At 65.8% G+C, this 23,486-nt stretch carries 23 protein-coding genes and 1 tRNA gene; 11 read left to right on the forward strand and 13 right to left on the reverse strand.

Going from position 1 to position 23,486, the window contains the following annotated elements; genetic code table 11:
• The first annotated feature begins 5 nt into the window (after positions 1-5).
• The 3 genes from dprA (at position 6) to ACIQCN_RS02605 (ending at position 2,968) form a co-directional block, all read left to right on the forward strand.
• Positions 6-1,190 (forward strand): DNA-processing protein DprA, encoded by a 1,185-nt coding sequence (gene dprA, locus ACIQCN_RS02595; protein WP_400609264.1) that lies wholly within the window; start codon positions 6-8, stop codon positions 1,188-1,190.
• Positions 1,191-1,268: 78 nt separating this feature from the next.
• Entirely contained in the window at positions 1,269-2,195 is a 927-nt protein-coding gene (locus tag ACIQCN_RS02600) for a tyrosine recombinase XerC (RefSeq protein ID WP_400603406.1), read from the forward strand.
• Between the two features lie 269 nt (positions 2,196-2,464).
• Positions 2,465-2,968, forward strand: a complete 504-nt coding sequence (locus ACIQCN_RS02605) for a DUF3145 domain-containing protein (RefSeq protein ID WP_400603407.1) — start codon at positions 2,465-2,467, stop codon at positions 2,966-2,968.
• Between the two features lie 891 nt (positions 2,969-3,859).
• Here ACIQCN_RS02605 and ACIQCN_RS02610 read toward each other — a convergent pair.
• From ACIQCN_RS02610 to aceE, 8 genes are all read right to left on the reverse strand, one after another.
• Positions 3,860-4,672 (reverse strand): IS3 family transposase, encoded by an 813-nt coding sequence (locus tag ACIQCN_RS02610; protein WP_400609266.1) that lies wholly within the window; start codon positions 4,670-4,672, stop codon positions 3,860-3,862.
• A 38-nt stretch (positions 4,673-4,710) separates the two neighbouring features.
• Entirely contained in the window at positions 4,711-5,037 is a 327-nt protein-coding gene (locus ACIQCN_RS02615) for a helix-turn-helix domain-containing protein (protein ID WP_400609268.1), read from the reverse strand.
• A 281-nt stretch (positions 5,038-5,318) separates the two neighbouring features.
• A complete protein-coding gene (gene fabF, locus ACIQCN_RS02620; protein ID WP_400609270.1) occupies positions 5,319-6,554 on the reverse strand; it encodes a beta-ketoacyl-ACP synthase II in 1,236 nt (411 codons plus the stop codon).
• Between the two features lie 155 nt (positions 6,555-6,709).
• Positions 6,710-6,955: an acyl carrier protein gene (locus ACIQCN_RS02625; RefSeq protein ID WP_377215979.1), complete on the reverse strand. Its 246-nt coding sequence runs from the start codon at positions 6,953-6,955 to the stop codon at positions 6,710-6,712.
• Between the two features lie 79 nt (positions 6,956-7,034).
• On the reverse strand, positions 7,035-8,096 hold the full coding sequence (locus ACIQCN_RS02630; RefSeq protein ID WP_400603409.1) for a beta-ketoacyl-ACP synthase III: 1,062 nt from the start codon (positions 8,094-8,096) through the stop codon (positions 7,035-7,037).
• Entirely contained in the window at positions 8,093-9,022 is a 930-nt protein-coding gene (locus ACIQCN_RS02635; RefSeq protein WP_400609271.1) for an ACP S-malonyltransferase, read from the reverse strand. The genes ACIQCN_RS02630 and ACIQCN_RS02635 overlap by 4 nt, the downstream gene beginning before the upstream one ends.
• A gap of 88 nt (positions 9,023-9,110) precedes the next feature.
• Positions 9,111-10,355: a PucR family transcriptional regulator gene (locus ACIQCN_RS02640; protein WP_400603411.1), complete on the reverse strand. Its 1,245-nt coding sequence runs from the start codon at positions 10,353-10,355 to the stop codon at positions 9,111-9,113.
• Between the two features lie 171 nt (positions 10,356-10,526).
• Complete coding sequence (aceE, locus tag ACIQCN_RS02645; protein ID WP_400603412.1) at positions 10,527-13,268, reverse strand: pyruvate dehydrogenase (acetyl-transferring), homodimeric type; 2,742 nt, start codon at positions 13,266-13,268, stop codon at positions 10,527-10,529.
• A 426-nt stretch (positions 13,269-13,694) separates the two neighbouring features.
• Between aceE and ACIQCN_RS02650 the strand changes: the two genes are divergently transcribed.
• From ACIQCN_RS02650 to ACIQCN_RS02670, 5 genes are all read left to right on the forward strand, one after another.
• Positions 13,695-14,114, forward strand: coding sequence for a DUF3052 domain-containing protein (locus ACIQCN_RS02650; RefSeq protein ID WP_400603413.1), 420 nt, complete (start codon positions 13,695-13,697; stop codon positions 14,112-14,114).
• Positions 14,111-14,605: a peroxiredoxin gene (locus tag ACIQCN_RS02655; protein ID WP_400603414.1), complete on the forward strand. Its 495-nt coding sequence runs from the start codon at positions 14,111-14,113 to the stop codon at positions 14,603-14,605. Before ACIQCN_RS02650 ends, ACIQCN_RS02655 begins: the two co-directional genes overlap by 4 nt.
• Before the next feature lie 6 nt (positions 14,606-14,611).
• A complete protein-coding gene (locus tag ACIQCN_RS02660) occupies positions 14,612-15,532 on the forward strand; it encodes an NAD-dependent protein deacetylase (RefSeq protein ID WP_400603415.1) in 921 nt (306 codons plus the stop codon).
• A 92-nt stretch (positions 15,533-15,624) separates the two neighbouring features.
• Positions 15,625-15,700, forward strand: a tRNA-Val gene (locus ACIQCN_RS02665).
• A 104-nt stretch (positions 15,701-15,804) separates the two neighbouring features.
• Complete coding sequence (locus ACIQCN_RS02670) at positions 15,805-16,095, forward strand: hypothetical protein (RefSeq protein WP_400603416.1); 291 nt, start codon at positions 15,805-15,807, stop codon at positions 16,093-16,095.
• Between the two features lie 124 nt (positions 16,096-16,219).
• Here the strand turns inward: ACIQCN_RS02670 and ACIQCN_RS02675 are convergent, their stop codons facing one another.
• Positions 16,220-16,945 carry a FadR/GntR family transcriptional regulator gene (locus tag ACIQCN_RS02675; RefSeq protein WP_400609272.1) on the reverse strand — a complete coding sequence of 242 codons (726 nt, stop codon included), beginning with the start codon at positions 16,943-16,945 and terminating at the stop codon, positions 16,220-16,222.
• Between the two features lie 194 nt (positions 16,946-17,139).
• On the opposite strand from ACIQCN_RS02675, the gene gndA reads away from it, so the two are divergent.
• Complete coding sequence (gndA, locus tag ACIQCN_RS02680; RefSeq protein ID WP_400603418.1) at positions 17,140-18,576, forward strand: NADP-dependent phosphogluconate dehydrogenase; 1,437 nt, start codon at positions 17,140-17,142, stop codon at positions 18,574-18,576.
• A gap of 89 nt (positions 18,577-18,665) precedes the next feature.
• Here the strand turns inward: gndA and epsC are convergent, their stop codons facing one another.
• The 3 genes from epsC to msrA all read right to left on the reverse strand — a co-directional run bounded on the left by epsC (position 18,666) and on the right by msrA (position 20,813).
• A complete protein-coding gene (gene epsC / locus ACIQCN_RS02685) occupies positions 18,666-19,250 on the reverse strand; it encodes a serine O-acetyltransferase EpsC (protein ID WP_400603419.1) in 585 nt (194 codons plus the stop codon).
• A gap of 38 nt (positions 19,251-19,288) precedes the next feature.
• A complete protein-coding gene (gene cysK / locus ACIQCN_RS02690) occupies positions 19,289-20,224 on the reverse strand; it encodes a cysteine synthase A (RefSeq protein WP_400603421.1) in 936 nt (311 codons plus the stop codon).
• 64 nt (positions 20,225-20,288) lie between these two features.
• Positions 20,289-20,813, reverse strand: coding sequence for a peptide-methionine (S)-S-oxide reductase MsrA (gene msrA, locus ACIQCN_RS02695; protein WP_400603422.1), 525 nt, complete (start codon positions 20,811-20,813; stop codon positions 20,289-20,291).
• 79 nt (positions 20,814-20,892) lie between these two features.
• Between msrA and ACIQCN_RS02700 the strand changes: the two genes are divergently transcribed.
• The gene (locus ACIQCN_RS02700) at positions 20,893-21,831 is read left to right on the forward strand and encodes a Nif3-like dinuclear metal center hexameric protein (RefSeq protein WP_400603423.1); all 939 of its coding nucleotides are present in this window, start codon (positions 20,893-20,895) and stop codon (positions 21,829-21,831) included.
• Positions 21,832-21,921: 90 nt separating this feature from the next.
• Positions 21,922-22,659 carry a zinc ribbon domain-containing protein gene (locus ACIQCN_RS02705; protein ID WP_400609274.1) on the forward strand — a complete coding sequence of 246 codons (738 nt, stop codon included), beginning with the start codon at positions 21,922-21,924 and terminating at the stop codon, positions 22,657-22,659.
• Between the two features lie 15 nt (positions 22,660-22,674).
• On the opposite strand, the gene ACIQCN_RS02710 is transcribed toward ACIQCN_RS02705, so the two are convergent.
• Entirely contained in the window at positions 22,675-23,439 is a 765-nt protein-coding gene (locus ACIQCN_RS02710) for a YaaA family protein (RefSeq protein ID WP_400609275.1), read from the reverse strand.
• Positions 23,440-23,486: the final 47 nt, after the last annotated feature.

Below are 23,486 nucleotides of genomic sequence, written 5' to 3' on the forward strand. Positions count from 1 at the left end.
CAGCCATGGACACTGAAAGGCTTGCCCGCGCGGCACTTTCCCGGCTCCTGGAGCCCCAGGACGCCGCCGGTCTGGCCCTTGTCCAGGCCGCAGGGTCCGTGGACGCCCTGCGGATCGCTACGGGCCAGGTGGCCGGCGGCGCCGGAATTGAACAGGAAATCAGCTGCTTGCTCGCGGACAACGGTGTTGCGGCTGGCTGGTCGGGCCTGGCTGCCTGTCTGAAACGTTGGCTGCCCCGGGCCCCGGACCTCGCGCCGGAACGGGACCTTGCCACCATGGCGCGCCTGGGCGGCCGCCTGCTGATCCCCTCGGACGACCTCTGGCCGGCACAGCTGGCCGATCTGGGCATCCAGGAGCCGATCTGCCTCTGGTGGCGTGGGCATGAACAGCAGTTGCCCCAGGCGGAGCGAAGCATCGCCTTGGTCGGCTCCCGGGACAGCACCAGCTATGGTGCCGCGGTAACGGGGGACATGGCGTACTCCCTGGCGCAGCGCGGCTTTACGCTGGTGTCCGGCGGCGCCTATGGCATCGATGCGCACGCCCACCGTGCAGCACTGGCCGGAGCCAGCGGATCTGTTCCCACCATCGCCGTGATGGCCGGCGGCGTGGACCGGTTCTACCCCTCCGGCAATGAGGAACTGCTGCGCGCCGTGGCAAACCAGGGCGCCGTCCTGGCAGAGGTTCCGCCGGGGTCCGCGCCCACAAGATACCGGTTCCTCCAACGCAACCGGCTTATAGCGGCACTCTCGGCGGTGACGGTCGTCGTGGAGGCCCGGTGGCGGTCCGGGGCGTTGAATACAGCCCATCACGCCGAGGCCCTGGGCAGGGCGGTGGGTGCCGTGCCCGGATCGGTACACAGTGCCAATTCCGCCGGCTGCCACCGCCTGCTGCGGGACGGCGGTGCTGTGTGCGTCACTGATGCCGCCGAAATCGCAGAGCTGGCTTCGCCCAGCGGCTCGGACCTGCCGGAACCGCGGCAAGGTGCGTCGCACGTGCAGGACGGGCTTACCCTCGAGGACCTCATCCTGCTGGACGCCCTGCCCTTGCGGTCCACCACTTCCGTGGAAAAGCTCGCCGCGGTCGCCGGGCTGGGTACTGACTCAGTGCGGGCCGGGTTGGGCCGCCTCGGCCTGCTGGGGCTGGCTGTCTCCGAACGGGGTGCCTGGAAACGCGGCAGGACCAACGCCTGATGCGCCGCGGGGAATGATCCCGCGCCGAGTGCCGTGTCCGGGGACCCGTCCGGCACCGGGGCCTGAGACAGTGGACGGATGGAAGAAGACCAGTTGCCGGCAGCACTCGGGGACTCCCTGGCTGCCTTTTGCCGCTATGTCTCGGGAGAACGGGCCATGTCGGCACACACGCTGCGGGCGTACAGGGGCGACCTGCGCAGCCTGTTCTCGTTCGCAGCCGGGGAGGGCTGCACGGATCCCCGGGACCTTGAGCTCGGGACGTTCCGCCGCTGGCTCGGTGCCCTGAGCCAGGCCGGAGTCGCCCGGGCCACCCTGGCGCGCCGGGCCGCGACGGCCCGGTCCTTCACAGCATGGGCGCTGCGGGAAGAACGCATCGATGCGGACCCCGCGCTGAGACTCAAGGCGCCGCAGCGGGAACGGCAACTGCCTGGCGTGCTGCAGGAGTCGCAGCTGAAGCGGGTCCTGGACGGGCTCGAACAGGACGCAGCAGAAGGGGAGCCGCTGGCGGTCCGCAACCGGGCGCTGGTGGAACTGCTCTACGCCACGGGGATCCGGGTGGGTGAGCTGACAGGCCTGGACATCGACGACCTCGACCAGGACCGCCGGACCCTGCGGGTAATCGGCAAGGGCGATAAGGAACGGACCGTTCCTTATGGCGTCCCTGCTGCCGTTGCCCTGGATGACTGGCTCCGCAGGGGACGCCCGCGGCTCGTCAAAGCCGGGAGCGGACCCGCGTTGTTCCTGGGCGCCCGCGGCGGCCGCGTGGACCAGCGCCAGGTCCGGTCCCTGGTCCACGGGCTTTTCGAAGCGCTGGGGGACACCTCCGCCTCCGGCCCGCATGCGCTCCGGCACTCTGCTGCAACCCATCTGCTGGACGGCGGCGCGGACCTGCGTGCAGTCCAGGAAATCCTGGGCCACAGCAGCCTGGCCACCACCCAGATCTATACCCACGTCTCTGTGGACCGCCTCCGCAAGAGTTACCAGCAGGCTCATCCCCGCGCCTGACAGCACCAGGGAGCGGGAGGCCCGAAAGGGCGCTGTATTGCACTGGCGTAATTCCAGGGCGTACGGCACAATAAGAATCACGTCCGGCAACTTTCAACTGCCGCTTGAAGCTCAGAGGCTTCATGCGGCTTGGCAGCCCGGACGGTGTTTTACCTTGGATCATCTACAGCTGAATATCGCGGAAGACCGCAACCGCAGGTGAATGGCATCGCTGTTCCATCCGGGCTGAGGGCGTTGGGGAAGACGTACCTAGAGCTATGGAGGATGGAATGTCTGTTGCAATGACCCGCGGTGTGTTGTTTGTTCACTCGGCCCCTACGGCCCTGTGTCCGCATGTGGAGTGGGCCATCGGGTCCGTCGTTGACAAGCGGACGGACCTGGAGTGGACCCCTCAGCCGGCTGCGCCCGGAATGTTCCGTGCCGAGCTGTCGTGGACCGGTACGCCTGGCACAGGGGCCAAGCTGGCTTCGTCCCTGCGCGGCTGGGCCCACCTCCGCTACGAGGTTACCGAGGAGCCAAGCCAGGGCGTTGACGGCGGCCGCTGGTCGCACACCCCTGAGCTGGGAATCTTCCACGCCACCACGGACGTACACGGCAACATCATGGTCTCAGAGGACCGGATCCGGTACGCCTACGAATCCGGTGCCGGCGACCCGGCAGCCGTCTACCATGAGCTCTCGCTCGCCCTCGGCGAAGCCTGGGACGAGGAACTCGAACCCTTCCGGCACGCCGCGGAAGGCGCTCCGGTGCGCTGGCTGCACCAGGTGGGCTGACCGCCGTCGTACGTTGTTTCAACTGCCTCCTCCAGCAAGGAAACAACAACAGGCAATAACGCAGAAGAGGCCCCGCCGGCTGTGAACTGGTCCCCGAAAGTTGGACTCGTTACTGTGCGGGTTCCACTTTAGCGGCCAAGGGCCAGCCCTTCACAGAAGTCCCCGTCCCTTATGGGACGGGGACTTCTGTCGTTGCTGGAAGTTCTATGGCAGACAAGTGAGTGCTCTCTGCAGGTTTTCCCAAGGCAGTGCAGGGTGAAGTCAGGTTTCATGATCGTCGCAACAGGCTCGATTCGAGGCTGAGAGTCCCTGACCACCCCGCTATTGAAACGGCACTCGGGCTTCGGGGCGGTGCTATCTACATACAAGATGGGTCTTGACGTGCGATAGTTGCGCAACGAACAGCCTCCTGGGGGTGGGTATGGCAGAAAAATGGCGACCGTTTCTTCTTGCGGCCGTTTTATCCATCATGTGGTACGGCTTCGTCGGTCTTGTTGACAGGGGTGCCTTGGTGCGGTTGGAGCACTCGATTACCGCACCCTGTCTTACCAAGCATCTACCAGAGGGCACCGTTCATAACCCGGAGAATTCCCCGCCGGTGGGAGGAGACTACGTATTCCTGCCCTTAGGACTCTACTGCTCGTACACGATGACTGACGGATCTACCGTCGATTCATTCCATCCTCGATACGTCCAGACTATTGTCGCCGGTCTTCCAATAGTCCTGACCATAATTTTCAAGGCCAGGTCTCGCAGACGATCCTCGAAATCTACGGAAACGAAATGAGGATGGGCCCTGGAGCCCTGGGGCATCAGTAACCCAGTTTTCCTTGGCAGGAGATGAGGTATTGGGGAGGCCGAGTGATGCGCCGGCGAAGTCGTAAGACGGACCTATGCCGCGAGCATCTGAGCACGGTACTGTACCGGGCTCAAGCCGTTGAGCTTGCTCGAGATTCTTTCGGTGTTGTACCAGCGCATGTACTCGTGCAGCGCTGATGCGAGTGCATCGGTGTTGAGGAACTGGACACGATGGAAGAGCTCTTCCTTTAGGTGGCCGAAGAAGTTCTCCATGACGGCGTTGTCGTAGCAGTTGGCTTTGCGGGACATCGATTGGACGGCGCCGGCGTTCGCCAAGAGTGTGCGCCAGGAGTTGTGCTGATATTGGAAACCCTGGTCGGAGTGAACGAGGGGTTTCTGTCCGTCCCCTAGTCTGGCCAAGGCGCCCCGCAGTGAGGCATTGGTCAGCTCTAGATTGGGTGAGGTGCCAATTGCGTAGGAGATGATCTGCCGGTCAAAAAGGTCCATGATCGGTGAGAGGTAGAGCTTCCGATCACCGACGCTGAACTCGGTCACGTCGGTGACCCACTTCTGATTTGGGGCGTCCGCTTCGAACTGGCGTTTCAGCAGGTTCGGGGCCACGACGCCCTGCTCGCCCTGGTAGGAGTTGTACCGCTTCCTGCTTCGGACCTTGCAGACCAGCCGCAGGGAACGCATCAGCTTCAGGACGGTCTTCTTGGCGACAGTCCACCCTTGCTTCAACAGTTCAATATGGACCCGGCGGTGCCCGTACCGGCCGTGGTTCTTCGTGAAAATCTCCGTAATAGCGGCCTTTAGGGACGCCCGTGGATCTGGGCCTTTGAGTCGGGACTGGTGGTAGAAGAACGTGGACCGGGCTAACCCGGCTACCTCCAGGAGGACTTCCAATCGGTGTTCAGCCTTGAGAGCGATGACAGCGCGGACCTTTAGTGCCGTTCCTCGTCCCTCAAGGCGTTTACTTTTCCCTGGAAGGCCACCTCTGCCCGCAACCGTTCGTTCTCGCGCCGCAGCCGCTGCAGCTCAGGTTCCGGCTGCGTCGGCGTATCTGGATTCTTCCTCGGGCGGCCTTTCGGTTTCGGACGAAGGCCTTCCTCGCCCTGAGCACGATACTGCCCCGCCCACACGGCTATCAGATGTGGCGAGGACAGTTCGAGCTCTTTGGCCAGGGCGGCCCTGGTCTCGCCGGCGATATACCGCTGCACAGCGTTGAGCTTGAACTCGAATGAATACACGCGGCTGCTTGGCTTGGTCACAAGAGCAGTATCTCCACGAACGCGCCATCTGTCGTGCAAGCGGAGGACAGCTTTCCGACCCACACCGAGCCTTGTGGCCACAGCTCTCGAGCCCCAACCGATCTCAAACAACGCCACCGCGGCATCGCGCTGTTCCTCAGACAGCGAACTGCTCTTAAGCATGAAACTGCTCCCCGTAAGTCAGAACTGAATTTTCAGTCCAACTTTCGGGGAGCAGTTCACTGGCGGGGCCTCTTCTGCGTTGTCCCGGATACCCCGGATAACCCTGGTGCGGCCGGGAACTAGACGCTGCGGACTGCCACTACAGCGTTGTGTCCGCCGAAGCCGAACGAGTTGCTCAGCGCCACGATGCTGCCCGAGGGCAGGTCGCGGGCGGAGGTCACAACGTCGAGGGGGATCTCGGGATCCTGGTTCTCGAGGTTAATGGTGACAGGGGCCTTGCGGTCATAAACGGCAAGCACGGTCAGGACAGCCTCCACGGCGCCGGAAGCGCCCAGGAGGTGCCCCATCTGGGACTTGGTGGCGGACACGGCGACATTGTCCACGTGGCCACCCAGCGCCGCCCGGAGTGCGGTGTACTCGGGCTTGTCACCGACGGGGGTGGAGGTGGCGTGCGCGTTGACGTGCACCACGTCCTCCGGCTGGATGCGGCCGTCGAACATGGCCGCCTTCAGTGCGCGGGTGGCGCCCAGGCCTTCGGGGTCGGGTGCGGTGATGTGGTAGGCGTCAGCGGTGACGGACGTGCCGGCAAGTTCAGCGTAGATGCGCGCTCCGCGGGCCAGGGCATGTTCCTCGGCCTCGAGCACCAGTGCGCCGGCGCCTTCACCCATGACAAAGCCGTCACGGGCCGTGTCGTAGGGGCGCGAAGCGCCCTGCGGGTCGTCGTTGCGACGGGACAGGGCCTGCATGGAGGCGAATGCTGCCAGCGGCATCGGGTGGATGGCTGCTTCGGCACCGCCGCACATTACCACGTCGGCCTTGCCGGACCGGATGAGTTCCAGGCCCAGGTGCATGGCTTCGGTGCCGGAAGCGCACGCGGAGACGGGAGTGTGCGCACCGGCGCGGGCGCCAAGGTCCAGGCTGACGGCGGCTGCGACACCGTTGGGCATCAGCATGGGAACGGTCATGGGCAGGACCCGGCGGGGACCCTTTTCCTTCAGGGTGTCCCAGGCGTCCAGCAGCGTCCACACGCCGCCGATGCCGGTGGCGAAGGCTACGGCCAGGCGGTCCTGGTCCACTTCGGTGATGCCGGAGTCGGCCCAGGCCTCGCGCGCAGCGATGACGCCGAACTGGGTGGAGGGGTCCATCCTCTTGGCCTCGACGCGGCTCAGGACATCCAGTGCGGGCGTGCTGCAGCGGGCGGCGAAGTGGACGGGAAGTTCATACCGGGCAACCCACTCGTCCTCCAGGGTGCGGGCACCGGAGACCCCCTTGAGCGCGTTGTTCCACATGGTGGGTACATCGCCGCCGATGGGCGTGGTGGCGCCCAGACCGGTTATGACTACTTTGCGTGTCATGGGATCACTCTCTGTCGATGGGGAGTCCGTCTCCGGTTCTTCGGAGGGTCCCGCACATTTGGTGGGCGGCGCAGGGTGCGCCGGATAAAGACAGCGGGGTGCCGGCCGGAGAATCCGGACCGGCAGCCCCGCAGGCGCCTTGCGGCGAAGGCTGACTAGGCCTGTGCTCCGGCGATGAAGCTGACGGCGTCGCCGACGGTCTTGAGGTTCTTGACCTCTTCGTCCGGGATGCGGACGCCGAACTTCTCTTCAGCGTTGACCACGATGGTCATCATGGAGATGGAGTCGATGTCCAGGTCCTCGGTAAAAGACTTGTCCATTTCTACGGATTCCGGGGCCAGGCCGGTCTCTTCGTTGACGATTTCAGCCAGGCCGGCCAGGATCTCTTCGTTGCTAGCCATTGATGGCTCCTTTTCTTGTATTGCCGGCAGGGACTGCCGGAAACGGTGCGGGCCGCGGATGCGGTCCGTGGGGACGTTCCTACGGAAGGACGACTACTTGGGCGCCGAATACCAGGCCGGCACCAAAGCCGATCTGGAGGGCAAGGCCCCCGCTGAGTCCGGGGTTTTCCTGGAGCAGGCGGTGGGTGGCCAGCGGGATGGAAGCCGCAGACGTGTTGCCTGCGTCAGCGATGTCCCGTGCCACTGTAACCGTTTCAGGCAGCTTGAGCTTCTTCACCATCTCGTCAATGATGCGCATGTTGGCCTGGTGCGGAATGAAGGCGACCAGGTCCTCGGCTTCCACGCCGGCGGCTTCGAGGGCCTGCTGGGCCACCTTGGCCATTTCCCACACTGCCCAGCGGAAGACGGTCTGGCCGTCCTGGCGGAGGGTGGGGTACAGCTCCTGGGCTTCTTCCAGCAGGGCGAGGTCGCCGGTGGAGTCCGACTGCCGCGCGGCCATCCCCAGGTCCCGGACGTCCAGCAGCGAACGCGTCATGCCGATCGCATCCCACTTGCTGCCGTCCGAACCCCACACCGAGGGCGCGATGCCCGGCGTATCGGAGGGGCCGATGACGACTGCCCCTGCGCCGTCCCCCAGGAGGAAGGAGATGGTGCGCTCACGGTTGTCGATGACGTCGGAAAGCTTTTCGGCTCCGACCACCAGGACGTACTTCGCCGTGCCGGAGCGGACCAGTGCGTCACCCTGGGCGATGCCGTAGCAGTAGCCCGCGCAGGCTGCGGAGATGTCGAAGGCAGGAGCCGGAGTGGCGCCCAGCCGGTCGGCGAGGCTTGCAGCGGCGGAGGGTGTCGCGTAAGGGTGGGTCACCGTGGAGACGATGACGGCGCCCAGTTCCGACGCCTCGATCCCGGCCTTCGCCAAGGCCTCGCGCGCAGCGCCTTCTGCCATGTCGATAACGCTGACGTCTGCAGGGGCCCGGTGGCGCGTCACAATGCCGGTGCGCTGGCGGATCCACTCATCCGAGGAATCGATCCACTGGCACACGTCCTCGTTGGTGACGATGACGTCCGGGCGGTAGGCGCCAAGGCCCAGGATCCGGGTGTACTCCTGGATGGGAGCCTGTTTCAGCGTGGGAACGCTCATGCGTTGCCCTCCAGTTCTGCGAAGAGTGCCAGTGCCGCGGACAGGTCATCGGGGGTCTTGACGGCTACGGTTTTTACGCCGGGCATGCCCCGCTTGGCCAGGCCGGCAAGCGTGCCGGCCGGTGCCAGCTCGATCAGGCCGGTCACCCCGCGCCGGACCAGCGATTCCATGCACAGGTCCCAGCGGACAGGCCGCGAAACCTGGGCAATGAGGCTGGCGACGGCGGCACCGCCATCGGTGACCTCGCCGCCGTCGTAATTCGAGAGCAGGGGAACGCGCGGCGCCTGTGGGGCAAGCTGCGGCTCGAGCGCCTTCAGGGCGCTGACGGCGGGCGACATGTGGCTGGTGTGGAACGCTCCGGCCACCTTCAGCGGGATGACGCGGGCCTTGGCGGGCGGGTCTTCGGCCAGCGCCTTGAGCTGGTCGAACGTTCCGGCGGCCACGGTCTGGCCGGCGCCGTTGACGTTGGCGGGCGTGGCGCCCGCTGCCTCGATGGCGGCCAGGACCTCAGCGGGGTCGCCGCCCACGACTGCGCTCATTCCCGTGGGAGTCACCGCGGCAGCGGCCGCCATGTTGTTGGCGCGTTCGCGGACGAACGTCATTGCTTCCTTCTCCGTGAGCACGCCGGCCAATGCAGACGCCGTGATTTCACCGACGGAGTGTCCTGCCAGGATGACCGGCAGGCTGCTGAGTTCCACATCAAAGAGCGCCGAGGCAGCGACCAGGCCGGCCGCAACGATCAGGGGCTGCGCCACGGCAGTGTCCTTGATCGTCTCCTCGTCCGAGGTGGTGCCGTGGGCGATCAGGTCAATGCCCGCCATGTCGCTCAGGGACGCCAGCTGGTCCGCCACGGAGGGCAGCTCGAGCCAGGGGGCAAGGAAGCCCGGGGTCTGTGAGCCCTGTCCAGGGCAGACTATTGCAAGCACGTATCCAGCTTTCCAAATTGCGGTGTGATCCAGCGGTGTTTGTCTGCACCAAGCTCACGTGGTCAGGTTGTAGGAAGTCTACAACGTGTCAGGTCTGATTCCGCGAAGGATGACGTTCCGCCGCGGCCCTGGGAGGGGCGGACAGGCGGCCCACCACCAGGGCTGCCTGGAGGACGAATGCCTCCCGGGGAAGCAGCGGATCCCACCCGGTGACGTCGCAGACGCGCTTGAGGCGGTAGCGGACGGTGTTGGCGTGGACGAACAGTTCGCGCGCCGTTGCCTCCAGTGAATGGCCCAGCTCCAGGTAGGTGCCCAGGGTCTCCACCAGGCCGTTGGAGGCCGCCAGCAGGGGCCGATAGATGTTCTTCACCAGGGACCTGCGGGCGGCGTCGTCTCCCGAGATGACGCGCTCGGGAAGGAGGTCGTCGGCTGCCACCGGGCGCGGTGCTGCAGGCCAGGCCCGGGCCGCGGTCAAGCCCGCGAAGGCGGACTGTGCGGAGCCGCTGGCCTCCAGGAGCGAGCCCGCTTCCGGGCCGTAGACCACCGGTCCCGGAGCAAACATTTCGCTGAGCTTCACGTAGGCGGTTTCCCTGTCCTGGACCCCGCCCAGGATGAGGATGAGCCGGTCGCCCTGGATGCCCACCAGGGCATCTTCGGCGTAGCGCCCGGCCATGCGGCGCAGTTCGCTGACATAGCTGGCGCTGGGTTCCGACGGGGAGTTGCCCACCATGACGGTAAAGCGCTCCTGTGCCTTCCAGCCGAGCGCGGCGATGCGGGAACGCAGCGCGTCCGTGTTCTCGCCGCGGAGGATGGCGTCCACGATCAGCGCCTCCAGCCGGGTGTCCCAGGAACCGCGTGATTCCGCAGCGCGGGCGTAGACGTCCGCGGCGGCGAACGCCACCTCGCGCGAGTACCGCAGCACCGCTTCGCGCAGGGAGGGCTGGTCCGCCTCCGGTGCGATCACCGGAACCTGGTCCTCCACCACTTCCACCACGATCCGGATCAGCTGCAGCGCCTTTTGAAGACTGATGGAACGGGTCAGCTCCGTGGGGGCGGTACCGAAGACGTCTGTCAGGATCCAGGACGGGGAGCTGGGCCGCTCATACCAGGTCACGAACGCGGCGATGCCGTTCTGCGCCACCATCCCGAGTGCTGACCGTTCGTCCGAACTGAGCCGGCTATACCAGGGCAGGGATTTTTCCAGCTCCCGCATGGTGGTGGTGGACAGCTGCCCCACGTTGGCGCGGAGCTTTTTGAGCGTTTCCGTCTTCTCCGGGGTGGCTTTGGGGACGGGGGGTTTGCGTTTGGCGGACGGGGTGGCGGGAGCTGGCATGATCTGAGCATACGGCCAGTGCCGCGGAAGCTCCATTTGTGAGAAGGCTACAATTCGCCATGGCCTGCGCCACAGCCCGGCGCCGCCGCGGCCGGGCTGCCCGGGAACGACGGCGGCCCCCACCTCGAAAGGTGGGGGCCGCCGTCGTACGTCGCGTTCAGGGCGCCAGGGTCAGGCTTCGCCTCCGGCGTTGCCGGTGGTGCCGGCATTGACGTTGTGCAGCTTGTACTTCTCGATGGCCTTGGCCGGAGCCTCGGCATCGACCTCGCCACGGCGTGCCAGCATCTCCAGCGAACGCACCACGATGGAGTGGGTGTCGTTCTTGAAGAAGCGGCGGGCCGCAGCGCGGGTGTCCGAGAAACCGAAACCGTCAGCGCCGAGCGTGGCGAACTCATTCGGCACGAACTGGCGGATCTGGTCCGGGACGGCCTTCATATAGTCGCTCACGGCCACCACCGGACCGGTGGCACCGGCCAGCTGCTGCGTCACGAACGGCACACGGGCGGGCTGTCCCGGGTTGAGGAACGCCTCTTCCTCGGCGGCCAGTCCGTCGCGGCGGAGCTCGTTCCATGACGTGACGGACCAGACGTCCGCGGAAACGCCCCAGTCCTCGGCAAGGATCCGCTGCGCCTCAATGGCCCAGGGGACGGACACGCCGGACGCCAGCAGCTGGGTGCGGGGGCCGTCGATCTTGGCCGGGGCCAGCAGGTAGATGCCCTTGATCACGCCCTCCACGTCTAGTTCCTCGGGTTCGGCGGGCTGGGTGATCGGCTCGTTGTACACCGTCAGGTAATACATCAGGTTCCGGTCGGTGCTCTCCGGACCGTACATCCGCTCCAGGCCGTCACGGATGATGTGGCCCATCTCATAGCCGTACGCGGGATCGTACGTGACCACGGCAGGGTTGGTGGACGCCAGCAGCGGGGAGTGGCCGTCAGCATGCTGCAGGCCCTCGCCGGTCAGGGTGGTGCGGCCTGCCGTGGCTCCGATGATGAAGCCCCGGGCCATCTGGTCCGCCGCAGCCCAGAAGGCGTCACCGGTGCGCTGGAAACCGAACATCGAGTAGAACACGTAGACCGGAACCAGCGGCACGCCGTGGGTGGCGTAGGCCGTGCCTGCAGCGGTGAATGCCGCCACGGCGCCGGCCTCGTTGATGCCGGGGTGGATCAGCTGGCCCGCGGGCGACTCCTTGTACGCCAGGACCAGGTCGCGGTCCACGGACAGGTAGTTCTGGCCCTTGGGGTTGTAGATCTTCGCGGTGGGGAAGAACGCGTCCATGCCGAACGTACGCGCCTCATCCGGGATGATCGGCGCGATGTGCTTGCCAAACTCCTTGTCCCGCATCAGGTCCTTCAGCAGACGGACGAACGCCATGGTGGTGGCGGCCTGCTGCTTGCCGGAGCCGCGCTTGGCCACTTCGTAGGACTTGGCATCCGGCAGGGTGACGGCGGCGTGCTTTGAACGGCGTTCCGGCACGGAGCCGCCCAGCGCTGCCCGGCGTTCCATCATGTACTTGATTTCCGGAGCGTCCGTGCCCGGGTGGAAGTATGGCGGCTGGTAGGGGTCCTTTTCCAGCTGCTCGTCGGTGACCGGAATGCGCAGGTGGTCGCGGAATTTCTTCAGGTCGTCGAGGGTGAGCTTCTTCATCTGGTGGGTCGCGTTGCGGCCCTCGAAGTGCGGACCCAGTCCGTAGCCCTTGACGGTCTTCGCCAGGATGACGGTGGGCTTGCCCTTGAACTCCGTGGCTGCCTTGTAGGCTGCGTACACTTTGCGGTAGTCGTGGCCGCCGCGCTTGAGGTTCCAGATCTGGTCGTCGGTGAGGTCCGCAACCATGTCCTTGGTCTGCGGGGTCTTGCCGAAGAAGTGCTCGCGGACGAACCCGCCGGACTCTGCCTTGTAGGTCTGGTAGTCGCCGTCCGGCGTCTCGTTCATGATCTTCACCAGTGAACCGTCGCTGTCCTTGGCGAGGAGGTCATCCCACTCGCGTCCCCAGACCACCTTGATGACGTTCCAGCCGGCACCCCGGAAGAAGGCTTCGAGTTCCTGCATGATCTTGCCGTTGCCCCGGACCGGCCCGTCAAGGCGTTGCAGGTTGCAGTTGATCACGAAGTTGAGGTTGTCCAGGTTCTCGTTGGCAGCGAGCTGGAGCAGGCCGCGCGATTCGGGCTCATCCATTTCGCCGTCGCCGAGGAACGCCCATACCTGCTGGTCCGAGGTGTCCTTGAGGCCGCGGTTGTGCAGGTAGCGGTTGGACTGCGCCTGGTAGATGGCGTTCATGGGACCGATGCCCATGGACACCGTGGGGAACTCCCAGAAGTCGGGCATCAGGCGGGGGTGCGGATACGAGGACAGGGCGTGTCCTTCGCGGGACTTCTCCTGGCGGAAGCCGTCCAGGTCCTGTTCGGAGAGCCGGCCCTCCATGAAGGCGCGGGCGTACATGCCGGGGGAGGCGTGGCCCTGGAAGAAGACCTGGTCACCGCCGCCGGGGTGGTCCTTCCCGCGGAAGAAGTGGTTGAAGCCCACTTCGTAGAGGGTGGCCGCGCCGGCGTAGGTGGAGATGTGTCCGCCCACGCCGATGTTGGGGCGCTGGGAGCGGTGCACCATGACGGCGGCGTTCCACCGCATGTAGGCCCGGTAGCGGCGCTCGTATTCCTCATTGCCCGGGAATTCGGCTTCCTGGTCCACGGGGATGGTGTTCACGTAGTCCGTGGTGGTCACCATGGGCACCCCGACGCTCTGCGCACCGGCGCGCTGCAGCAGGCTCCGCATGATGTATTGGGCACGTTCGGTGCCCTGTTCCCTGATCAGGGCATCCAGGGACTCAACCCATTCGGCAGTCTCTTCCGGATCACGATCAGGCAGCTGGTTAGTCAACCCGCTGAGGATATGGGAGGTATCTTCTCCTGCAGCCACGTCCAACCTCTCTTTGCGCGCGTGAATCGGCGCACTCAGGCCAGGCAGGGTGACTGCCCGGCGTACATACGCCGTGATGCGACGTATCGGTTACAACAGCCCGGTCATGTGTGCCGGGCAGGGTCCTAGCTCTCCCATGCCGGCGCGGAGTCACATGGTTGTCGTCCGGCAGGCATAGTTGTCATCAGCCACTCTAGCCGCCACTGGAAGCCGATGCGTAGCTGCGGGCCGGGCGCCGCCTTTGTATTTCGCCGTCATACTGGTTGTGTGACAGAAGCCGCCGCGGGACGGGTTTCCGGCCACGGTGTGATGCAGAATATGGCGTCCGGCGGGGGCGGCAGCTTGAAGCGCGGGCCCAAAGGGTGTTGGCTTGGGAGTAATGGAAATCACCATGCACACTGCATATATGAGGCATTGGAGGAACACGTGAGCGAGGCCGACGCCGCCACTTCGGTAAATGTGGCGGAAAAATTGGGTTTCAAGAACGGGGATCTGATTCAGGAGTTCGGCTACGACGACGACGTCGACTTCGACTTGCGTGACGACATCGAGGACCTCACCGGCGCCGAGCTGCTGGATGAGGACGACCATGAGGTGGCGGACGCCGTCATCCTCTGGTGGCGCGACGGTGACGGCGACCTCGTTGACAGCCTGATGGATTCCCTCACCACCCTGAGCGAAAACGGCGTTGTCTGGGTCCTGACCCCGAAGTCCGGCCGCGATGGCTACGTGTCCCCTGCAGACATCCAGGAAGCCGCGCCCACCGCCGGGCTGCACGTGACCACGTCCGCCGGCGTTTCAAAGGACTGGAGCGCGTCCCGTCTTGTCAGCAGGAAGAACAAGTGACGTCCGCAGTTGCTGCTGCCGCCGGGACTGTTCCTGCGGTCGGCCAGCAGGCACCGGATTTTGAACTGGTCAACCAGTACGGGGAGCCCGTCCGTCTGTCTTCTTTTGCCGGCCAGAACGTTGTGCTGGTGTTCTACCCGTTTGCTTTTTCCGGAATCTGCACCGGTGAACTCTGCGAAATCCGCGACAACATCGCCGCGTTCGAGGACGCGAATGCGACGGTCCTGGCAGTCTCGGTGGACAGCAAGTTCAGCCTTCGGGCCTATGCGGCCCAGGAGGGCTACAGCTTCGATCTGCTGGCCGACTTCTGGCCGCACGGCGCCGTTGCGTCAGAGTACGGGGTCTTCGACTTCGAAACGGGGATGGCCCGGCGCGGGACGTTCATCATCGACGGTGCGGGCATCGTCCGCTACAGCGTGGTGAACCCGCGCGGTCAGGCCCGGGACCTGGCGGAATACAAGGCGGCTTTGGCCGCCCTGGTGCGGGACTGATGCACCATGGCCGCCGGACGGCACGGGGTGGGCCTGACAGGCTTTGCCAGCATGCCGCCGTCGCGCCCGTCCCTTCCTTCCGCTGAAGACGTCCGCCTCCTTGAACGCATAGCCGCGGTCCTGGCAGGCAGCCCCTTTGCCCTGTTGACCGGTGCCGGCCTCAGCACGGATTCCGGGATTCCGGATTATCGCAGCCCCGATTCGCCGCCGCGGTCTCCCATGACCTACCAGGAATTCATCCGCAGCGCCGCGAACCGGCAACGGTATTGGGCCCGCAACCATATCGGCTGGTCCCGGCTCCGCCATGCCGACCCCAACCGCGGACATTATGCTGCCGCCGAGCTGGAGCGCCGAGGCTACGTTTCCGGATTGATCACGCAGAACGTTGACCGCCTGCACCAGGGAGCCGGCAGCATCAACGTCATCGACCTGCACGGGCGGTATGACCAGGTGGTGTGCCTCGACTGCGCCCGGACTTATCCGAGGCAGTTCCTGGCGACCGTCCTGGAAGAACTGAATCCGGACTTCCTGGAGCGGGCTGGCCGGAGCGGGCTCGTGGAGATGGCCCCGGATGCGGATGCCACCGTGGAGGACCGCAGGCTGATCAGCAGCTTCGTAGTTGCCGTATGCCCGGCCTGCGGCGGAACGCTGAAGCCGGACTTTGTGTACTTCGGCGAAAGCGTGCCCAAGGAACGGGTAGAGCGGTCGTACGCGGTGGTGGATGGTTCGCCGGCTCTGGTGGTGGCCGGGTCCTCCCTGACGGTGATGAGCGGCCTGCGGTTCGTGCGGCATGCCGCGAAGAACGGCAAACCCGTTGTCATCATTAACCGCGGCGCCACGCGCGGCGACGACCGTGCCGTGGTCAAACTCGAGGCCGGCGTGAGCGAAGCACTGGCATGGCTGGCCGCGGAACTCCCGCCGCTGTAGGCGCAGACGGCGCCGATTCGCGTTTGCCGCCCCTGTTCGGGTACAGTCTATGTTCGTTGGTTGCGGCGTGAAGCGCCGGTAATCCGCATCCTGGGTCTTTAGCTCAGCTGGTAGAGCGCCACGTTTACACCGTGGATGTCATCGGTTCGATCCCGGTAGGACCCACCATAGGAAACCCCGTCATTGCAGGCCAAACGGCCTGTGATGGCGGGGTTTTCGCGTTTCGGGCACCGGCACCGGGCATTGTCGGACCCCTGCCGTAGGTTGCGCGTATGGAACAGGTAATAGTGCGCACCGGCAGGGACGGGCTTCCGACGGCGGTGCTCCGGGACGGTCGGCAATGGGACGTGGCTGCCCAGCCGGTCAGGTGGTATGAGCGCATCAATTGGTGGGAGGTCCATCGCCGGATGCCGCGCGGTGCAGCGGGTGTGGACGTGGAGGTCCTCCAACTGCAGGTCAGGCTGGGCCGCAACCGGAATTCAGCCCTGACCACCATGGTCCTGGAGCGCGACGGCCTGGGCGGCGGCTGGCGGCTGCGGGAACAGGCGGCAGATGCGGCCTGACCCGTCCCGCTGCCCCGGGGCAGTGGAAAGCCCTCCACCGCGACTATTGGGGGATGCCGCGGGGGAGGGCCTGAAAACGAATATACCGTGAACTTCCGGAAACAAAAAAACATTGCGGCCGGTTTCAGGGTGCCACCGGAACAAAGACCCTGGGCTGGCCTGTCCAGGTATCGGCCATCCGGGAAATGGTGCGGCGGAGGATGCGGTCGGATGCTTTCCTGGCCGCCGCGGCGTCCCCCCGGCTGATGGCTTCGGCAACGTCCACGTGCCACTGCAGCGCGCCCTCGTGCGGATGCTCCGGCATGAGGCCGTGCACCGTGCGCCCGGTCAGCGTTTCGGCCACCTGCCCCATGAGGTTGGCGAACATTTCGTTCCCGGAGCCCGAAAGCAGCAGTGAGTGGAACCGGATGTCCAGTTCAAGGAAACGGGCCACGTCGCCGCTGTGGCCGGCTTCCCGCATGGCGTAGGCGGCGTCCACCAGTTCCAGCCTGAGCCCGGCCGGGGCGTTTTGCGCGGCCAGCTCCGCCGCAGCGGGTTCGACGGCGGCGCGCAGCTCTGCGAGGGACCGCAGCTGGGCACCGCGCGCCTCACCGGCAAGCCGCCACCTGATCACCTGCGCGTCGAAGGGGTTCCAGCGGTGCGACGGCAGAACCCGGATTCCCACCCGTTTCGTCGTCTCCACCAGGCCCAGCGACTGCAGGACACGGACTGCCTCACGGATGACTGACCGGGAAACCTGCAGTTCGTCTTCCAACTGCTCCGCGAGCATGACGTGGCCGGCAGCCAGCTCGCCTGAAATGATGCGGGTGCCAAGGCTTTCGATGGCACGGTGGTGCAGGCTGCTGGTCATGCTGATAAGCCTAGTGGGAACGGTACCCGCGTCCGCTGCTGCGCCAACCGGTCCCGACACACAGGGTTCCACGGTGCGATCACCGCTTTTCCGCACGCCGGGGAATATATATGCTTTATTCCGACCCCTCGATAGAGCGGTGCACCCGGAACCGGGGCCGCCGTCCGTCGCATGAAGATGAATTGGAGTATTTGATGTCTGCACACATCGGTGTCACCGGCCTCGCGGTGATGGGTGCCAACCTGGCGCGCAACCTTGCCCGGAACGGATTCACGGTAGCCCTCCACAACCGCTCCGTGGGAAAGACAGACGCGCTGCTGGAGCGGTACGGCTCTGAAGGTGACTTCGTCCGCACCGAGACCCTGCAGGAGCTGGTGGATTCGCTGGAGAAGCCCCGCCGCGTCCTGATCATGGTCAAGGCCGGCAAGCCGGTCGACTCCGTCATCGAGCAGCTGGAACCGCTCCTGGAACCGGGCGACATCATCATCGACGCCGGCAACTCCCACTACGAAGACACCCGCCGCCGCGAGGCTGCGCTGGCCAAGAAGGACCTCCACTTCGTGGGCGTCGGTGTCTCCGGGGGTGAGGAAGGTGCCCTCAACGGCCCGTCCATCATGCCCGGCGGCTCGAGGGAGTCCTACAAGGCCCTCGGCCCGCTGCTCGAAAAGATCTCCGCCAAGGTGGACGGTGAGCCCTGCTGCGCCTGGGTTGGAACCGACGGCGCCGGACACTTCGTGAAGATGGTCCACAACGGCATCGAGTACGCGGACATGCAGGTCATCGGCGAAGCCTTCGACCTGCTGCGCTCCGGCGCAGGCATCGAGCCCGCAGAGCAGGCCAAGATCTTCACCGAATGGAACCAGGGCGAGCTGTCCTCTTTCCTGATCGAAATCTCCGCCGAGGTCCTGGGCCACGTGGACGCCAAGACCGGAAAGCCGTTCGTCGACGTCGTGGTGGACGCCGCCGGCCAGAAGGGAACCGGCCGCTGGACCGTTATCTCCGCCCTGGAACTGGGCTCGCCGGTATCCGGCATCGCCGAATCCGTCTTCGCCCGCGCACTGTCCTCGCAGGCAGGCCAGCGCAAGCTCGGCCAGGAACTGCTGGCCGGCCGCGAGGCAGAGGTGCAGATCCCGGAAACGTTCGTCGAGGACGTCCGCCAGGCGCTCTACGCCTCCAAGCTGGTCTCCTACGCCCAGGGCCTGGACATGCTGACCTCGGCCGCCAAGGAATACAACTGGGACCTCAAGCTGGACGAGATCGCCAGCCTGTGGCGGGCCGGCTGCATCATCCGCGCCGAGCTCCTCAAGGACATCACCAAGGCCTACGCGGCAGAGGAAAAGCCTGCCAACCTCCTGTTCGCTCCGGCCTTCACCGAAGCCATCGCCGACGCCCTCCCCGCCTGGCGGCGCGTCGTTGCCACCGCGGTCCAGCTCGGCATTCCGGTGCCCGTGTTCTCCTCCTCGCTGGCCTACTACGACGGCCTGCGCCGCAAGCGCGTCGCAGCGGCCCTGATCCAGGGTCAGCGCGACCTGTTCGGTGCACACACCTACGGACGCGTGGACGCCGAGGGAACGTTCCACACGCTGTGGGGCGAGGACAAGTCCGAGGTTGAAGCCGTGGACACCCACTAGGCTCGGCGCCCACGAGTTTCAGCAGCAACGCGAAAGGCGGGCAGCCTCCCGGGGATCCGGGGGAGCTGCCCGCCTTTCGGCTTGAAGTGTCAGATCCGGTATTCGATGTCGTATTCGGCCGGGTCCACGGCGGGTTTGGTTTCCCGCTGGGCGTCCCGATGGCGCCACCTGGCGGGAACGCCGGTGACGATCGACTCCGGCGGTGCGTCCTTGACCACTACGGCGTTGGCACCCACGGCGCTGTCCCGCCCGATGGTGATGGGGCCAAGGATCTTCGCGCCTGCGCCGATGGTGACACGGTCGCCGATGGTGGGGTGCCGCTTGATCCGTGCCAGCGAGCGGCCGCCCAGGGTCACTCCGTGGTAAATCATGACGTCCTCGCCGATTTCCGCGGTTTCGCCGATGACCACACCCATTCCGTGGTCGATGAAGAACCTCCGGCCGATCGTTGCGCCTGGGTGGATCTCGATGCCGGTCAGGAACCGGCCCAGCTGGGAGAGCAGGCGCGCGGGGAACCGCAGGCCAGGGCTCTGCCACATCCGGTGCGTCAGCCGGTGGATCCAGATGGCGTGGAGGCCCGAATAGGCGAAAAAGTTCTCGAAAGAACCCCGCGCCGCCGGGTCGTGTGACCGGGCGGCGTCGAGGTCTTCCTTCAGTCTTGCGAAAAAGCCCACAAAGTCCTTTCTACAGGAAACAGGGGGAGTGCGACTGATCAGCCGCGGATGTCGTCGTAGAGGACCGTGGAAATGTAACGCTCTCCGAAGTCGCAGACCACGGCGACGATCAGCTTTCCCTTGTTTTCCGGGCGCTTGGCCAGCTCAAGCGCACCCCAGACGATGGCGCCGGAGGAGATGCCGCCCAGGATGCCTTCCTTGACGCCAAGTTCGCGGGCAACGCGGACGGAATCCTCCAGGCTGGCGTCCAGGACCTCGTCGTAAACGCTGGTGTCCAGCAGTTCGGGGATGAAGTTTGCGCCGAGGCCCTGGATCTTGTGCGGTCCGGGTGCCCCGCCGTTGAGGATGGGGGAGTCCTTGGGCTCCACGGCCACGATCTGCACGCCGGGCTTGCGTTCCTTCAGGACCTGGCCGACGCCGGTGATGGTTCCGCCGGTGCCCACGCCGGAGACGAAGATGTCAACCCCGCCGTCGGTGTCAGCCCAGACTTCCTCGGCCGTGGTGTCGCGGTGGATCCGGGGGTTGGCCTCGTTGGCGAACTGCTGTGCCCAGATGGAGTTCTCAGTGTTGGCCACGATTTCCTGGGCCTTTTCCACCGCGCCGCGCATGCCCTCGGATCCGGGGGTCAGGACGATCTCGGCACCGAAGGCGCGCAGCATGACGCGGCGCTCGGTGGACATGGTCTCGGGCATCGTGAGGATGACTTTGTAACCCCGGGCAGCCCCCACCATGGCCAGGGCGATGCCCGTGTTGCCGGAGGTTCCTTCGACGATGGTGCCGCCGGGCTTCAGGGCGCCGGACTTTTCCGCTGCGTCGATGATGGCCACGCCGATGCGGTCCTTGACGCTGTTGGCCGGGTTGTAGAACTCGAGCTTGACAGCGACGGTGGCGTCCAGCCCCTCGCTGAGCCGGTTCAGCCTGACCAGCGGAGTTCCGCCAACCAGCTGGGTTACATCGTCATAGATCCGTGCCATGTACATACGCCTATCTTTGAGGGGTGGATACTGAGGTCAGCCTAACGAGGCCGCCCAAGGCTGGCTAAGCGTTAAGCCATGCAGAGTAATATTTCCGGGCCTTGGCGAGCTTGGGATTGATGATCACCTGGCAGTAGCCCTGTTCCGGGTACCGGGCGTAGTAGTTTTGGTGGAATTCCTCGGCCACGTGGAACCGCGGCAGCCGGCTGACTTCGGTCACGATCGGGTCCGCCCACAGCGCCTGGTTGCGTTCGATGGCCTCCTCGAACAGGATCTTCTCTTCCGTTGTCTCATAGAACATCGACGACCGGTACTGCGTGCCCACGTCGTATCCCTGGCGGTTCAGTGTGGTGGGGTCGTGCAGCGCGAAGAACATGTCCAGGACAACGTCGGCGGGGATGACTTCCTCATCAAAAGTCACCGCGACCACTTCGGCATGCCCGGTGGTGCCGCTGCACACAGAGTAGTAGTCAGGCTCGGGATCATGGCCGCCGGTGTAGCCGGAAACCACGGAGGTGACACCCCTGGTCTTCTGGTAGACGGCGTCGAGGCACCAGAAGCAGCCTCCGCCCAGGACAAAAGTTTTCATGATCTCTTCAATGGTTGGCGGGCCCGGATGATTCCCTGCTCCTGCCGGCCGGACCAAACGATGGGGTAGAAATAAGACTATGGAACCTGAGGACACCGACGTTACCGGACCAGAGACCCACGACGGCGATGCCCCCTTGGCCGGGCCCGGTGGCTCCGGTTCGGCGGCAGCGGCTTCCGAAACCGTTCCGACCCTGGCCGAGTTGCTCCTGGCGGTGGAGGAGCTGTGGCCCGAGTCGCTGGCGGAGAACTGGGACGAGGTGGGTCTGGTAGCCGGGCATCCGGCCGCACCGGTTTCGCGGGTCATGTTCGCCGTGGACCCCACGCTTGAGGTGATCGAGGAGGCCGTGGAGTGGGGTGCCGAGCTCCTGATCACTCATCACCCGCTCCTGCTGAAGGGCGTCACCACTGTCGCCGCCACCACCCCCAAGGGGCGGGCCGTCCACCGCCTGATCGAGTCGGGCACCGCGTTGCTGACGGTACACACGAATGGCGATTCCGCCGTCGGTGGCGTTTCCGATGTCCTGGCGGATGCGCTGGGGCTCCAGGACGTCGCCCCGCTGGCGACGTCGGCCAACGGACTGCCGGAAGAGGGCATCGGCCGCGTGGGCGAACTGCCGGATGCCATGAGCCTTGGCGATTTCGCTGCCCGCGTGTTCGGCATCCTGCCGTCGGTGGCCGGCGGAGTGCGCGTTTCCGGCGACAAAGACGGCCTGGTTCGGCGGATCGCAGTGTGCGGCGGTGCCGGGGACTCGCTGTTCAACGAGGTCAGGGCGAGCAGCGCGGACGTCTACGTCACCGCAGACCTGCGGCACCATCCTGCCTCGGAAGCGCGGGAAGCGGCCCTCAATGGCCGGCCCTACCTGGTGGATGTCTCGCATTTCGCCAGCGAATGGCTGTGGCTGCCGGCGGCCGCATCGGCGCTCGGAAACGTGCTCAGCGACCAGGGCCACGACGTTGAAATCCGGGTCAGCACCACCAACAGCGACCCGTGGGACTTCATCCTCACTCCCGGCTAAGCCGGGCGGGGAAGCAGGCCAGCAGCTAGAGTCTAGGAAGCGCCGGTTCGGTGCCCGGCTCCGGCCGGTAGGGATTAAGCGGAGGTAAAAGTGGCCAAGGCAGCACCGGCAGAACAGTTGAAGTTGCTCGAACTGCAGGGACTGGACGCCAAGCTCACCGCGCTCGCCAACCGCCGGCGCGCCCTGGAGACGGACCCGCGGATCAAGGACCTCGAAGCGGCGCTGGGTGTGGCCAACGGCGAACTCGGCGCGGCCAAGGTGGCCGTCCATGACGCTGAAGCCGAGCTCAAGCGTGCGGAAGCCGACGTCGAACAGGTCACCTCACGGATCAACCGGGATGAAGCCCGGCTCAACAGCGGCACCGGGCTGTCCAAGGACCTGGTGGCCCTCCAGAAGGACATCGCCTCGCTCAACAAGCGGCGCTCGGACCTGGAGGACGTGGAGCTGGAAGTCCTGGAACGTCTGGACACCCTGCGCGAAAAGCAGGCCGCCCAGCAGCAGATCGTGGACGACATCCAGGGCTCCTTCGGCTCGATCCGAAGCGAGCTCGACCAGCAACTGGCCGCGGTCGACGCAGAAGCGGCGGAGGTCAAGGGCCGGCGCGCCTCCTTCGCCCGGACCCTGGATGCCCCGCTGCTGGCGGTCTATGAAAAAACCCTTGCCAGGCGCGGGGTGGGGGCAGCCCGGCTGTTCCATGGCACCTCGGAAGCCTCCGGCATGAAACTCAGCCCCGGGGACCTTGCGGACATCAAAGCCGCAGCTCCGGAGGACATCGTGTTCTGCCCGGACTCGGGGGCCATTCTGGTCCGCTCCGAAGAATGGGCCTGACCGGCCCTGCTGTTCTCAGCCCGGCAGGATGATATTCAGTGCATGCGGCCTGCGGGCCGTTCCGGGCACCAGTTCCGCCGTCCACTTTTCCTGCGCCGCCTTCAGGAGGGCCTGGGGTGTTGCGGGAGCCTTGCCCCGACGGGTCAGCAGATGCCGCGCCAGTTCGCCGCGGGTGTGCTTGGCAAAGTGGCTCACCACCTTGCGGACCCCGCCGGTTTCGGTGAAGACATTGACGGCGGCGGTCCGCTCCGGCGGCGGCGCCCAGGCGGCCGCGTAGGTGCTGGAGCGGCAATCGACCAGCAGCTGCCCCTCCGCCACCGGGGCGAGGGCAGCGGCCAGGTGCGGCTTCCAGAAGGGGGCGAGGCGACCGACGTCGGGCAGTGCCGTCCCCATTGACAGCCGGTAGGCGGGAACGCTGTCACAGAAGCGGATGGCGCCCCAGAGCGCGGAAATGACCAGTACGGCGTCGTCCGCCTTTCGCCGCTGGGCGGCACTCATGCTTTCGTACCCCAGCGCGTCGTAGAGGACGCCGGAATAGATCCGGTGCGCCGGCGCCGCGGGTTCGGCGTGCAGCCGTGTATTGCGTACGACGTCGTCGCGGAGGGATGCCCCCACGCCCAGCAGGGCGAGGGCATCCTCGTGCGCACTGACCGTGCCCAGTGCCTCGAGGACTTCGGCCCGCCTGGCGTTCAGGGCCGGGAAAGCGAGAGAGTCCCAGTCGAGCGCGGCGCCCCGGGCGGCCGGCGTCTTGCCTTCAGAGGGGGGAAGCAGAATCAGCACCGTCCGATCCTACCGGCGGCAGGAGAGGCACAGGCGCCGGTAGACTG

The sequence above is a fragment of the Pseudarthrobacter sp. NPDC092424 genome (assembly GCF_044754925.1).
In the GTDB taxonomy this organism is placed as follows: Bacteria; Actinomycetota; Actinomycetes; order Actinomycetales; family Micrococcaceae; genus Arthrobacter.

Bases quoted from the DNA above. Each gene is read 5' to 3' on its own strand.
- dprA (WP_400609264.1), top strand. From the start codon at position 6: ATGGACACTGAAAGGCTTGCCCGCGCGGCACTTTCCCGGCTCCTGGAG.
- ACIQCN_RS02600 (WP_400603406.1), top strand. From the start codon at position 1,269: ATGGAAGAAGACCAGTTGCCGGCAGCACTCGGGGACTCCCTGGCTGCC.
- ACIQCN_RS02605 (WP_400603407.1), top strand. From the start codon at position 2,465: ATGTCTGTTGCAATGACCCGCGGTGTGTTGTTTGTTCACTCGGCCCCT.
- fabF (WP_400609270.1), bottom strand. From the start codon at position 6,554: ATGACACGCAAAGTAGTCATAACCGGTCTGGGCGCCACCACGCCCATC.
- ACIQCN_RS02625 (WP_377215979.1), bottom strand. From the start codon at position 6,955: ATGGCTAGCAACGAAGAGATCCTGGCCGGCCTGGCTGAAATCGTCAAC.
- ACIQCN_RS02630 (WP_400603409.1), bottom strand. From the start codon at position 8,096: ATGAGCGTTCCCACGCTGAAACAGGCTCCCATCCAGGAGTACACCCGG.
- ACIQCN_RS02640 (WP_400603411.1), bottom strand. From the start codon at position 10,355: ATGCCAGCTCCCGCCACCCCGTCCGCCAAACGCAAACCCCCCGTCCCC.
- ACIQCN_RS02660 (WP_400603415.1), top strand. From the start codon at position 14,612: ATGGCCGCCGGACGGCACGGGGTGGGCCTGACAGGCTTTGCCAGCATG.
- ACIQCN_RS02670 (WP_400603416.1), top strand. From the start codon at position 15,805: ATGGAACAGGTAATAGTGCGCACCGGCAGGGACGGGCTTCCGACGGCG.
- ACIQCN_RS02675 (WP_400609272.1), bottom strand. From the start codon at position 16,945: ATGACCAGCAGCCTGCACCACCGTGCCATCGAAAGCCTTGGCACCCGC.
- gndA (WP_400603418.1), top strand. From the start codon at position 17,140: ATGTCTGCACACATCGGTGTCACCGGCCTCGCGGTGATGGGTGCCAAC.
- cysK (WP_400603421.1), bottom strand. From the start codon at position 20,224: ATGGCACGGATCTATGACGATGTAACCCAGCTGGTTGGCGGAACTCCG.
- msrA (WP_400603422.1), bottom strand. From the start codon at position 20,813: ATGAAAACTTTTGTCCTGGGCGGAGGCTGCTTCTGGTGCCTCGACGCC.
- ACIQCN_RS02700 (WP_400603423.1), top strand. From the start codon at position 20,893: ATGGAACCTGAGGACACCGACGTTACCGGACCAGAGACCCACGACGGC.